This is a genomic window from Streptomyces sp. CA-210063, assembly GCF_024612015.1.
Lineage (GTDB): Bacteria > Actinomycetota > Actinomycetes > Streptomycetales > Streptomycetaceae > Streptomyces.
Map to the genome: position 1 here is coordinate 4,367,901 of NZ_CP102512.1, position 11,924 is coordinate 4,379,824.

General features: G+C 72.3%; 9 protein-coding genes and 1 pseudogene. 5 read left to right on the forward strand and 5 right to left on the reverse strand.

The features are described from left to right. Positions 1-38: 38 nt before the first annotated feature. On the forward strand, positions 39-1,283 hold the full coding sequence (locus tag JIX56_RS18790; RefSeq protein ID WP_257542185.1) for a threonine aldolase family protein: 1,245 nt from the start codon (positions 39-41) through the stop codon (positions 1,281-1,283). Between the two features lie 163 nt (positions 1,284-1,446). Next, a pseudogene (locus tag JIX56_RS47650) lies at positions 1,447-1,750 on the forward strand (DUF5937 family protein); the annotation flags it as partial. Position 1,751: 1 nt separating this feature from the next. Here JIX56_RS47650 and JIX56_RS18800 read toward each other — a convergent pair. Further along, positions 1,752-2,423 (reverse strand): response regulator transcription factor, encoded by a 672-nt coding sequence (locus tag JIX56_RS18800; RefSeq protein WP_257542187.1) that lies wholly within the window; start codon positions 2,421-2,423, stop codon positions 1,752-1,754. Positions 2,424-2,474: 51 nt separating this feature from the next. Continuing rightward, positions 2,475-3,677 carry a sensor histidine kinase gene (locus JIX56_RS18805; RefSeq protein WP_257542189.1) on the reverse strand — a complete coding sequence of 401 codons (1,203 nt, stop codon included), beginning with the start codon at positions 3,675-3,677 and terminating at the stop codon, positions 2,475-2,477. Between the two features lie 208 nt (positions 3,678-3,885). Between JIX56_RS18805 and JIX56_RS18810 the strand changes: the two genes are divergently transcribed. Next, complete coding sequence (locus tag JIX56_RS18810) at positions 3,886-4,890, forward strand: SAM-dependent methyltransferase (protein WP_257542191.1); 1,005 nt, start codon at positions 3,886-3,888, stop codon at positions 4,888-4,890. A 78-nt stretch (positions 4,891-4,968) separates the two neighbouring features. Here the strand turns inward: JIX56_RS18810 and JIX56_RS18815 are convergent, their stop codons facing one another. After that, complete coding sequence (locus JIX56_RS18815; RefSeq protein ID WP_257542193.1) at positions 4,969-6,129, reverse strand: NADH-quinone oxidoreductase subunit D; 1,161 nt, start codon at positions 6,127-6,129, stop codon at positions 4,969-4,971. Between the two features lie 31 nt (positions 6,130-6,160). On the opposite strand from JIX56_RS18815, the gene JIX56_RS18820 reads away from it, so the two are divergent. Then, entirely contained in the window at positions 6,161-6,667 is a 507-nt protein-coding gene (locus JIX56_RS18820) for a PH domain-containing protein (protein WP_257542195.1), read from the forward strand. A 170-nt stretch (positions 6,668-6,837) separates the two neighbouring features. Then, on the forward strand, positions 6,838-8,268 hold the full coding sequence (locus JIX56_RS18825; RefSeq protein ID WP_443032051.1) for a PH domain-containing protein: 1,431 nt from the start codon (positions 6,838-6,840) through the stop codon (positions 8,266-8,268). Positions 8,269-8,341: 73 nt separating this feature from the next. Here JIX56_RS18825 and JIX56_RS18830 read toward each other — a convergent pair whose 3' ends face one another. Both JIX56_RS18830 and JIX56_RS18835 read right to left on the reverse strand, forming a co-directional pair. Then, positions 8,342-10,201: a hypothetical protein gene (locus tag JIX56_RS18830; RefSeq protein ID WP_443032052.1), complete on the reverse strand. Its 1,860-nt coding sequence runs from the start codon at positions 10,199-10,201 to the stop codon at positions 8,342-8,344. 369 nt (positions 10,202-10,570) lie between these two features. After that, the gene (locus JIX56_RS18835; protein WP_257542200.1) at positions 10,571-11,695 is read right to left on the reverse strand and encodes an alpha/beta hydrolase; all 1,125 of its coding nucleotides are present in this window, start codon (positions 11,693-11,695) and stop codon (positions 10,571-10,573) included. Positions 11,696-11,924 lie beyond the last annotated feature (229 nt).

Below are 11,924 nucleotides of genomic sequence, written 5' to 3' on the forward strand. Positions count from 1 at the left end.
GGGTGCCGGACGAGGCGGCCCCGGGGGATGATCCCGGGATGAGCGATACAGCGGAGCAGACGGCGGAAGAGGCACACGGGCGGACGGCCTCCGAGGCCGGGCGACCGGCGGCGGAGGCCGGGGAACCGACGGCGGAGGAGTCCGCGGCGCTGCTGCGCTACGAGCGGCGGCGGGTCGCCCATCGGGCGGCCGGGCGGGTGCTGTCGCGGACGAGTGCGCTGGCGACGATCCGGGAGCGGCTGGCGCTGCTGGACGCGGCCGGGGACGTGTACGACCTGGACGAGTCGGCGGACGTCTACGGCAACGGGGTCGTCGAGGCGCTGGAGAAGCGGACCGCCGCGCTGCTCGGCATGGAGGCCGCCGCGTTCTTCCCCACCGGCACGATGGCCCAGCAGGTGGCGCTGCGCTGCTGGGCGGGCCGCACCGGGAACCCCACGGTCGCCCTGCATGCCCTCGCCCACCCCGAGATGCACGAACGGTATGCGTTCAGCCAGGTCAGCGGGTTGCGGCCGGTCCGGCTGACGAGCGAGCCACGGATGCCGACCGCCGACGAAGTGCGCGGCTTCGACGAGCCCTTCGGGACGCTGATGCTCGAACTGCCCCTGAGGGAGGCCGGTTTCGTGCTCCCCTCCTGGGAGGAGCTGACCGAGGCCGTCGAGGCGGCACGCGAGCGGGACGCGGTGGTCCACTTCGACGGGGCCCGCCTGTGGGAGTCCACGACCCACTTCGGCCGTCCCCTGGACGAGATCGCGGGCCTCGCCGACAGCGTCTACGTGTCGTTCTACAAGTCCCTCGACGCCTTCGCCGGTGCCGCGATCGCCGGCCCCAGGACGCTCGTCGACGAGGCGAAGGCCTGGCGGCACCGATACGGCGGCCAGCTCTTCCACCAGTTCCCCACCGTCCTGTCGGCCCTCCTCGGGCTGGAGCGGGAGCTGCCCCGGCTGCCGGAATACGTGCGCCACGCGCGCGTGGTCGCCGCCGCGCTGCGGGAGGGGTTCGCGGCGGCGGGGGTGCCGTGGTCCCGCGTGCACCCCGAGGAGCCGCACACCAACGAGTTCCAGGTCTGGCTGCCGTACGACGTGGATGTCGTCGCGGAGGCCTCGGTCCGGCAGGGGGAGCAGACGGACGCGCTGCTCTTCGCCCGCTCCTGGGACCGGGGCGGGCCCGGGCTGGCCGTCACGGAGGTCGAGGTGCGGGCCGCTGCGCTGGAGTGGACGGCGGAGGACGTGCGGCGGGCGGTCGGGGACTTCGTGGCGCTGGTGGAGAAGGTCACCGGGGAGTAGGCCGACAAGCGGACGGGGACCGGGCGAATCGGCTGCCCGGTGGTGAGCGGGGCTGTGATCCGGGCGGGGGTGTTGTCAGTGGTCGAGTGCACCATGGGGTCATGGGCGTGCGCGTCGACATCACCGGACTGCGGCGGGAGAGGCCGGTCGTCGCGCCCTCGCCTGGCGGACGACGTTCTCGGACCTGTTCATGCCGTTCGCCGGGATCCCGGGCCGGGACCCGCTTCCGGGCGCGGCGCTCGCCGACGACCTGGATCTGCTGGACAAGCTGACGGACGACCAGTTCGCCGACGCCGGGCCGGAGTTCGTCCGCACTCCCGGGTACGAATCGCGAAAGCGCGACGCGCTGTCCGATCCGGAGACGCGCCTACGCGCCCCGGACCTGGCCGCCGCGCGCGGGTCACAGCAACTGCGGTTCGCCCGGCGGCTGCCGGCGGACCCCTCCCGGTGTGCGGGCCTGGCTGCGGCTCAGGGCTGTCCCCCGGCCCGTACCAGCCCCGTCTCGTACGCCAGGACGACCACCTGGACGCGGTCGCGCAGGCCCAGCTTGGTGAGAATGCGGCCGACGTGGGTCTTGACCGTGGCCTCGGAGAGGACGAGGCGAGCGGCGATCTCGCCGTTGGAGAGGCCCTGGGCGACGAGGATCATGACCTCGCGCTCCCGTTCGGTGAGCCGTTCCAGCTCCTTGTGCCGGGGTTCCGTGCCGGTGCTCGGGAGCATCGGGGCGAACCGGTCGAGGAGGCGCCGGGTGGTGGAGGGCGCGACCACGGCGTCGCCGCTGTGCACGGAACGGATCGCGGCCAGCAACTCGCCGGGCGGCACGTCCTTGAGCATGAAGCCGGAGGCCCCGGCCTTCAGCCCGGAGAAGGCGTACTCGTCGAGGTCGAAGGTGGTCAGGATGAGCACCTTCGGCGGGTTCGGGTCCGCGCAGATGCGGCGGGTGGCCTCGACGCCGTCCAGCTTCGGCATGCGGACGTCCATGAGGACCACGTCCACCTCGGTCGACCGCACCACCTGGAGGGCCTCGACGCCGTCGCCCGCCTCCGCCACGACCTCCATGTCCGGCTGGGCCGCCAGCACCATCCGGAACCCGGTGCGCAGCAGCACCTGGTCGTCGACGAGCATTACGCGGATCGCCATCGGGGTCCTCTTCCGTGTCCGTTACAGGTGTCAGCGTCTGGCATGGCCGTGTCAGTGTGCGGGCTTCAGGGGCAACAGCGCGCTGATCCGGAAGCCACCGCCGGGGCGGGGACCCGCGTCCAGCGTGCCGCCGACCATACCGACGCGTTCGCGCATACCGATCAGCCCGTGCCCCTGACCGTCGGCGCCGCCCTCCTCGTACAGCTCGTGGGGAGCGCCCTTGCCGTCGTCCTCGACGAGCAGGCCGAGGCCGTCGTCGAAGTAGACCAGCCGGACGCTCGCACCGGCGTTCGGGCCGCCGTGTTTACGGGTGTTGGTGAGGGCCTCCTGGACGATGCGGTACGCCGTCAGCTCCACACCGCTGGGCAACGGGCGCGGGGTGCCCTCGATCTCGAAGTCGACGGGGAGGCCGGCCGTACGGCACTGCTCGACGAGGTCGTCGATCTGTTCGACGTCGGGCTGCGGGACGTACTCGCCGACCTCCTGGTGCTCGCCCGTGCGCAGCACGCCGAGCAGGCGGCGCATCTCGGCGAGGGCCTGGCGGCCGGTGGAGGAGATGGTCTCCAGGGCCTTCTTCGCCTGGTCGGGGGCGGCGTCGAGGACGTACGCGGCGCCGTCGGCCTGGACGACCATCACGGAGACGTTGTGCGCGACGACGTCGTGCAGCTCACGGGCGATCCGGGCGCGCTCGGCGGCGACGGCGACCTTGGCCTGCGCCTCGCGCTCCTTCTCCAGCCGGGCGGCACGCTCCTCCAGCTGGGCGAAGTACGCGCGGCGGGTGCGCAGCGAGTCGCCGAGCACCCAGGCCAGCGCGAACGGGACGGTCAGGACGACCGCGAGCACCGCGTTGCCCAGCGTGCTCGTCTGTTCCTCGGTCCAGCGCAGCTGCGCCAGCGACGCCGCGCAGAGGCCGCCGCCGAGGGCGAACCAGGAGGCCCAGCGGGCGCCGTTCGCCGCGACCGTGTAGATGACCACCAGCATCGCGAAGTCGGCCGGGATTCTCGGCACGTCGAGGATCAGCTGCGCGAAGCCCGCCGCGGCGGCCAGCATCAGCGTCTTCTCGGGCATGCGGCGCCGCAGGGCGATCGACAGGCAGAGCGCCAGTGTGATCACGGCGAACGCGGTCTCGTTCACGTCCGTCGCGTAGTCCGGGTCGATCGTTCCGCCCACCACGGTCATCCCGAGCAGGACGACGGCCCAGAAGCTGTCGACCCATGTCGGGTGCCGGCGGAGGAAATCATAGAGGCGCTGCACGTAACCCAGCGTAGGGAAGTGCGGAGTGTGCCGGGGTCAACCGGAGGGTCGATCCGTGACCGGGCCACGTACTCCCCAAGGTGGAGGTCGGGTTACCTGTTCCGCTTAGCCTGGCGCTGTGACGGATCGCCTACGAACTCGGGAGGGCGGATTGGTTTGCGGCTGCGGGTCGTGTGGGGCTTGTCGCGCCCACGCGGCGGAGCCGCACATGTCAGAGCCCCGCGCCCCCAAGAGGGCGCGGCCCTGGCGGGCGGCGGTCGAGGAGGCGCTGTACGGGCCTGAGGGCTTCTACCTGCGGCCTGAAGGGCCCGCCGGGCATTTTCGGACCTCCGTGCACGCGTCGCCGATCTTCGCCTCCGCCGTGGCCCGGCTGCTGTGTCGGGTGGATGAGGCACTGGGGCGGCCCGGCGAGCTGGGGTTCGTGGACATGGGGGCCGGGCGCGGCGAGCTGGTGAGTGGGGTGCTGGCCGCGCTGCCCTTGGATGTGGCGGAGCGCACGCGCGCGTACGCCGTCGAGCCGGCCGACCGGCCACCCGCTCTCGATCACCGCATCGAGTGGCTCGCCGAGCCGCCCAAGGGGATCTCCGGGCTGCTGTTCGCCAATGAGTGGCTGGACAACGTGCCCGTGGAGGTCGTCGAGGTGGACGCGGCGGGGGTGGCGCGTGTGGTTCTCGTACGGGAGGACGGGAGTGAGCGGCTCGGGGAGGCCGTCGGCGGGGAGGAGGCGGAGTGGCTGGCCCGGTGGTGGCCGCTGGACCCGGAGGAGGGGCTGCGGGCCGAGGTCGGGCTGCCCCGGGACCGCGCGTGGGCCGAGGCCGTGGCGGCCGTCGAGCGGGGGCTCGCCGTCGCCGTCGACTACGCGCACCTCGCCGGTGCCCGGCCGCCCTTCGGGACGCTCACGGGGTTCCGGGAGGGGCGGGAGACCACGCCGGTCCCGGACGGGTCGTGCGACATCACCGCGCATGTGGCGCTGGACGCGTGCGCGCTGCCGGGGGCACGGCTGCTGACCCAGCGGGACGCCCTGCGCGCCCTGGGGGTCTTGGGCGCCCGCCCGCCGCTCTCCCTGGCGACCACCGACCCGGCGGCGTACGTACGGGCCCTCACGGCCGCGGGCGAGGCCGCCGAACTGACCGCGCCGGGCGGACTGGGCGACTTCGGGTGGCTGGTGCAGCCGGTCGGAATTCCGGACCCACTGCTCGACCAGGGAGTGTGATTTTCCGACCCACCTGCGCGACCCGGCCGGCCCGTACGCCTTGCCGATCCACTTAGGGCTGCTCGTGACCGCCTGTCGCTACTTGTCGATGTCTCCCACCACGAAGAACAGCGACCCCAGGATCGCCACCATGTCGGCCACCAGCGTGCCCGGGAGCAGTTCGGTGAGGGCCTGGATGTTGTTGTACGAGGCGGAGCGGAGCTTGAGGCGGTAGGGAGTCTTCTCGCCCTTGCTGACGAGGTAGTAGCCGTTGATGCCGAGGGGGTTCTCGGTCCAGGCGTAGGTGTGGCCCTCAGGGGCCTTGAGGACCTTGGGGAGGCGCTGGTTGATGGGGCCGGGCGGGAGTTCGGCGAGGCGGTCGAGGCAGGCGTCGGCGAGGGCGAGGGAGTTGTGGGTCTGCTCCAGCAGGCACTCGAAGCGGGCGAGGCAGTCTCCCTGGTCGCGCGTGACGACCTCGAGGACGTCCTGGAGTTCGCCGTACGCGAGGTAGGGCTCGTCGCGCCGCAGGTCGAAGTCGACGCCGGAGGCGCGGGCGATGGGCCCGCTCACCCCGTACGCGTGCACGGTCTCCGGCGCGAGGACGCCCACGTCGCGCGTACGGCCCCGGAAGATCTCGTTGCCGAGGACCAGGTCGTCGAAGACGTCCATGCGGGAGCGGACGTCCGCGACGGCGGCACGCGCGCGGGAAGGCCAGCCCGCCGGGAGGTCCTCCTTGAGGCCTCCGACGCGGTTGAACATGTAGTGCATACGCCCGCCGGAGATCTCCTCCATGACGGTCTGGAGCTCCTCGCGCTCCCGGAACGCGTAGAAGACCGGGGTGATGCCGCCGAGCTCCAGCGGGTACGAGCCGAGGAACATCAGGTGGTTCAGGACCCGGTTCAGCTCGGCGAGGAGCGTGCGCATCCAGACCGCGCGCTCGGGCACCTCCATGCCGAGCATGCGTTCGACGCCGAGGACGACGCCGAGTTCGTTGGAGAAGGCGGAGAGCCAGTCGTGGCGGTTGGCGAGCATGATGATCTGGCGGTAGTCGCGCGCCTCGAAGAGCTTCTCCGCGCCCCGGTGCATATAGCCGATGACCGGCTCGGCGTGCTGGATCCGCTCGCCGTCGAGGACGAGCCGCAGCCGCAGTACCCCGTGCGTGGACGGATGCTGCGGGCCGATGTTGAGCACCATGTCCGTGCTCTCGGCGGCACCGCCGATACCGACCGTCGTCTCTCGGGTCTCCGTCGGGGGAGTCATGGACACAGTCTGTCGTACGTACGCTGGCGGAATGGAGACGGGGACCTTGGAAGACGGCGCCGAGCGCGCGGAGGGCGAGCCGGTCTGGACCGGACTGCCGCCCGGGCTGTTGCGGATGCGACGGCTGTTGCTGGTGGTGTGGCTGGGGCCGATCACGGTCGGTACGGCCGTGCTGCCCGCCTGGCTGGCCGGGCCCGCGTGGGCGGCCTTCGCGCTGCTGCCGCTGGGCCTGCTGCTGTGGGGCTGGCCCATGCTGGGCCGCAACTGGCGCTCGTGGCGGTACGCCGAACGGGCCGACGACCTGCTGATCAGCCGGGGCGTGCTCTGGCAGGAGGAGACCGTCGTGCCGTACGGGCGCATGCAGCTGGTCGAGGTGACCTCCGGGCCCGTCGAGCGCCACTTCGGCCTGGCGAGCGTGCAGCTCCACACGGCCGCGGCCGCCACGGACGCGCGCATCCCGGGCCTCGACCCCGCCGAGGCCGAACGCCTCCGCGACCACCTGACCCAGCTGGGCGAGGCCCGATCGGCAGGGCTGTGACGGTGCCGACACGCGACGCGGACGACGCGGTAGGGGCGGAGAGGCCGGGCGCCGGGGCTGGGCGGGAGGGGAGGTCCGGGCCGGGGCTGGGCACGGGGGCCGAGCCGGGGCAGGTGAGTGGGCCGGGCGGGAAACCGGGGCCCGAGACCACGACCGAGCCACAGGGCGGGCTGGGCCAGGCGCCGGAGCCCGAGGCCGTGGATGCGGGTGCGGGTGCGGGTGGGCCCGGCGAGGCGCCGGAGTCCGAGACCGAGGGCGGGCCCGGCGAGGCGCCGGGGTCAGGGGCCGAAGGTGGGCCCGGTGCGAAGCCCGTCGTCGAGCATCGGCTGCATCCGGTGACGCCCTTGCGGCGGGCCTGGGCGCCGGTGGCCGTGCTGATCGGGTGGGCCGTGCACGATCCGGACGGGACGCAGCGGCAGCTCATGCGGCTCGACACGACGACCCTCCTGATCGGGCTCGCGGTGTTCGTCCCGGCCGCCGCCCTGTACGGCTTCCTGACCTGGTGGTTCACCCACTTCGCGGTGACCGGGAGCGAACTGCGCATCCGTACCGGCCTGTTGTTCCGCCGTACCGCCCACATCCGCCTGGAACGCATTCAGGCCGTCGACGTCACTCGCCCGCTGCTGGCCCGGATCGCGGGCGTCGCCAAGCTCAGACTCGACGTCGTGGGCACGGACAAGAAGGACGAGCTGGCCTACCTCGGCGAGGCCTACGCCCGCTCCCTGCGGGCCGAACTCCTCGCCCGCGCCGCCGGTTTCGCGCCCGAGACCGCGCACGAGGTCGGCGAGGCGCCCGTACGGCAGCTGCTGAAGGTCCCGGCGGGTGTGCTGGCCGTGTCGCTGTTGCTGACGGGCGCCACCTGGGGGACTTTGATCGGCGCGGTCGTGGTGCCGTCCGTGCTGTGGTTCGCGACGGAGAGCGTGTGGACCGTCCTCGCGACCGGGCTGCCGTTGCTCGGCGCGGCCGGGGCGAGCAGTGTGGGGCGGTTCGTCGGCGAGTACGACTGGACGGTCGGCGAGTCCCCCGACGGGCTCCGCATCGACCACGGGCTCCTCGACCGGGCGCACGAGACGGTGCCGCCCGGTCGCGTGCAGACCGTACGCGTCATCGAGCCGCTGCTGTGGCGGCGCCGCGGCTGGGTGCGGGTCGAGCTGGACGTGGCCGGATCCTCGAACTCCGTCCTGATACCGGTCGCGCCGCGCGAGGTGGCCGAGTCGGTGATAGCGCGTGTGCTGCCTGGGGTGAGCGTGCCGGACGCGACGGCCCTCGTACGGCCGCCCGGGCGGGCGCGGTGGTGCGTGCCGTTGTGGTGGCGGGGGTACGGGCTGGCCGTCGACGACACCGTGTTCGCCGCGCGGAAGGGGTTGTTGCGGCGCCGGCTCGATCTCGTGCCGCATGCGAAGGTACAGAGCGTACGGCTGTCGCAGGGGCCCTGGGAGCGGTACAAGGGGCTCGCCGACGTGCACGTCGACACCGGCGCCAACAAGACCGTGACCGCGCGGCTGCGTGATGCGGCCGAGGCGGCGGAGCTGCTGCGGGCGCAGGCGGAGCGGTCGCGGACGGGGCGACGGGAGGCTCGGCCGGATCGGTGGATGGCGTAGGCCAGGCCCCCAGCGGCAGGGCTGCCAGCGGCGGCTGCCCGCGGCCAGGTGAGGCCACGGGCAGCCACAACGGCTAGGACGCCGCCGTACGAAGCCCCTGTACGTCGATCTGTTCCGTCTCGTCGTGGGCCGTGAGGTCGATGACCTGACCGACGCCTCGGGACGTCTCGTCGACTCGCTTGAACTGGGCCTCGGACTCGGCCTTGTGGAGCGCGAGGGCCTCCTGGCCGACCACGTCGGCAAGGTCCTCGTTCTGAACGGCCTCCAGGGTGTCCGCGCCCTTCTCCGTACCGAAGAAGTCGAACCCGCCCTCGACGGACGCCCGCCGCTGCGGCGCGGCCGGAACGACGGCGACAGCGGTCGGCACCGTGAAGTGCCCGGCGGGCCGTACGGCCGACAGCGCGGGCGGCGCCACCTGCTCCGCGTGCTCGACCTGCTCCGCGTGCTCCACCTGGTCCACGTGCCCCACCTGCTGCACGTGTTGCAGCCGCGCCGTCCCCTCCAGCCCCGTCGACCTCGCCGGAACGGAAACCGCGGGTACGGGCTCGGCGGCCGCGCGCTCATGCCCGCCGAACGTCACGGACTTCCCCGCCGCGTCGTCCTCCTCGGCGGTGAGCACGGGAACCGGCTCCTCCTCCACCTCGGCGGAACGTCCCTGCCGAGTACCACCATCGGTCGGCCCGTCCGGGTCACCCTTGGGACCGGGGCCCTGGGGGGAACCACCCTTCGGCGCCTGGCTGTCGCCGGACTCGGCGACGGACTCGTCCACCGGTACGTCAACGGAGTCGCCCTTGGCCTCGGACGCGTTGTCTTCCTCGACCCCGGCGACTTCCGGCTCGGTGTCAGCGTCAGCGCCGGCAGCGGCATCGGTCTCGGTGTCGGGCTCCACCTCGGCGTCGGCCTCGGCCGCGAGTCCGCCCTCGTCCTCAGGCCGGGCCTCGTCCTCGGCCCCGGACTCGCCATCGACCTCGGTCAAGGCCGCGTCCTCAGCCACACCCTCGGTCTCCACCACATCGGCTACGGCCCCAGCCGCACCCTCGATCTCGGCCTCAGCCTCGGCTTCACCCTCCGCCTCGGCCTCGACCCCGTCCTCACCCGAGCCCCGCTGAGTGATGATCCGGTCCAGCGCCGAGTTCGCGCGCAGGAAGAGCGAGGAACCGGCCGGCGAGAACACAGCGGGGGCAAGCTTCTTCGCCTCGGAGGTCTCCTCATCGGCCTCGACCTCAGCCTCAACCTCGACGTCGCCCGCGGCATCCGCATCCGCCTCGACACCGGCCGAGGCAGCCACAGCCCCGCCCTCCGCCTTCTTGGAGCCCTTCTCAGCGCCCTTCTCAGTGCCCTTGTCGGAGCCCTTCTCGGCGGCCGCCTTGGACGCGGCCTTCGACGCCGCCTCCCACGAAGCCCAAGGCGCCCCAGGCGCCGGAACCCCCTGCGGCGGCACCGGCGTAGCCTGAGCCGCCGCGCCGGCCTCGGCACCACCGCCCGAGCCCGAGCCCGAACCGGCACCCGCACCCGCACCCGTTCCCGAACCCGCATCCGCCCCGGCCGCCGGCAACGCCCGCGCCCCCTCGGGAGCGGTCGCCTCGATCTCCAGCAGGCGGCGGCCTTCCAGGGCGCTGGCGCGCTCGGTCTCGGCGGTGGCGTAGCGGCGCAGGAGCGCGGCGTGCTCGTTGCGGAGGCCCGCGAGTTCGGCACGCTTGGCGCGAAGCTTGTGCTCCAGCTTGGTGCGCACCTCGCGCGACTCGTCGAGGTCGGTCTCCAGCTCGGCGACCCTCTCCTCGTGCCGCCACTCGTCGCTCGCCCGCGCGCGCGTGAGGTCGGCTACACGTTTGCCCGCCTCGACGTCCCAGCGGCGCATGACCGCCGCGCCCACGGCCGCGGTCGCCGCGGCGACGGCGGCGGCGACCCGGAGCACCGCCGGCTCGGAGAACATCCAGGGCCCGAGGGCGCAGACGAGCGAGACGCCTGCGATCGCCGTGGGGGGCAGCAGCCTGTGCAGAGGCGGTGAATGGCGGTGACGTCCACGTGGCATGGCCAGAAACTTACCGCGCGTAGGCGAATGATGGAGCCCCGGGCCGTAAAAACTCAGCCGCCCCTCTCACCGCTCACAAGCCCTCACAAGCTCCGTCACCGCCGGTGCACCAATGCGCCCACCGGCGACTCCTCTACTGGATCAACCCCATTGAATCCGGATACGCCTTGGCCACATCTGCCCCTTTCCCTCGCCAGGGAATTCCAACGAATTGCCGACCCGCCGCCGACCTCACCACCGACCCGCTCCCGCCCCGCCCCCACCCGCCCGTCAGCGGTCGCTCAACCGCCCGCTGATCCACTGCAACGTCGCCGGGATCTCGCGTCGCCACGTGTTGAAGTTGTGCCCGCCGCTGTCGAGGATGATCGACGAGATCCGCGTCGGCCGCTTCCCCTTCACCAACTCGATGAAGTCGAGCGTGGCCTTGTAGTTGGTCTCCCCTTGTCTGCTGCTGGTGACCAGCAGAGAGGTGTCGGGCGCCGGACGGTGCTTCAGATACCAGAACAGATCCGCCTCGTTCCGCAGTGTCCTGTTCCCCTGGAAGAGATCGCCGGTCGTCGCGTCGATCGGCGCCTTGTAGTACGGCGAGAGGCCCGCGCCGGCGGCGTACACCCGAGGGTGGTGCACGGCGAGTTTCAGCGCGCAGTAGCCGCCGGTGGAGTCGCCGATGATCCCCCAACTCCCGGGCCTCCTCCCGACCCTGTAGTGGTGGCCCACGGCGTCCGGCAGGTCCCTGGCGAAGAACGACTCGGTCTGCGGCCCGCCCGGGACGTCCACGCACTCGGTGTCGCGCGGCGGCGCCACGGTCGGCCGCAGCATCACCAGGATCATCGGCTGCGCCTTGCCGTCACGGGCCGAACTGTGGGCCGTCTGCGGAAAATGGAGGCCCTTGACGAGCGCCTCGGCGGTGCCCGGGTAGCCGGTGAGGACGACTGCGGCGGGGAAGGTGCGGGTGCGGTACTCGGGCTGGAAGTACTCCGGCGGCAAATAGACGTACGCCGGGCTCGCGATCCGTGTCGTACGGCCGACGATCTCGACCTTCTGGATCTGGCCGCCGACCTGGGGGCGGGCGCCACCGGTCACGTTCACCCGCTGTGTGTCGACGACCCGCAACGGCCCGCCCGTGTCGGCGCCGTCATGGTCGACGACCACCCCCTGGCCGGTCTCCTGTCCGAGGAGGTCGGCCCAGCTGGCGTAGAACCCGAAGGCCTGGTTCGCGGCGAGGCCGACCGACATGAAGACGGCGACCTGCGTGGCCAGCAGCACGCCGATCCGCCCGCCGACGGCCCGCCAGCCACGGCGTGCCAGCCGCGGCCACAGCCAGACCGTGCCGATGAACAGCAGCACGGCGGACAGAACCGCCAGCGCCAGCACCTTGTTGCTCGTAAGACCCATCGGGTTGTCCCCCGCCGACCTTTCTTTCCTCGTCCTGTCTCGACTTGTCTTGGCTTGCCTTGTGACTTGCCGCGTCTTGACTTGCCTCGTCTTGCCCTGCCCTTTGGTTCAGCTTTCCGATGGAGAGTGAACCTCCGTCCTCAAGACACCGTCCTAGAGGGCGCAATGTCGCCGGATGCCGGAAAGGCACCGGATCCAAGCTCTCTCGCGGAACCATGGGATGCGATGC

Coding starts and splice junctions, on each gene's coding strand:
- JIX56_RS18790 (WP_257542185.1), top strand. CDS start 39: ATGAGCGATACAGCGGAGCAGACGGCGGAAGAGGCACACGGGCGGACG.
- JIX56_RS18800 (WP_257542187.1), bottom strand. CDS start 2,423: ATGGCGATCCGCGTAATGCTCGTCGACGACCAGGTGCTGCTGCGCACC.
- JIX56_RS18810 (WP_257542191.1), top strand. CDS start 3,886: ATGTCAGAGCCCCGCGCCCCCAAGAGGGCGCGGCCCTGGCGGGCGGCG.
- JIX56_RS18815 (WP_257542193.1), bottom strand. CDS start 6,129: ATGACTCCCCCGACGGAGACCCGAGAGACGACGGTCGGTATCGGCGGT.
- JIX56_RS18820 (WP_257542195.1), top strand. CDS start 6,161: ATGGAGACGGGGACCTTGGAAGACGGCGCCGAGCGCGCGGAGGGCGAG.
- JIX56_RS18830 (WP_443032052.1), bottom strand. CDS start 10,201: ATGTTCTCCGAGCCGGCGGTGCTCCGGGTCGCCGCCGCCGTCGCCGCG.
- JIX56_RS18835 (WP_257542200.1), bottom strand. CDS start 11,695: ATGGGTCTTACGAGCAACAAGGTGCTGGCGCTGGCGGTTCTGTCCGCC.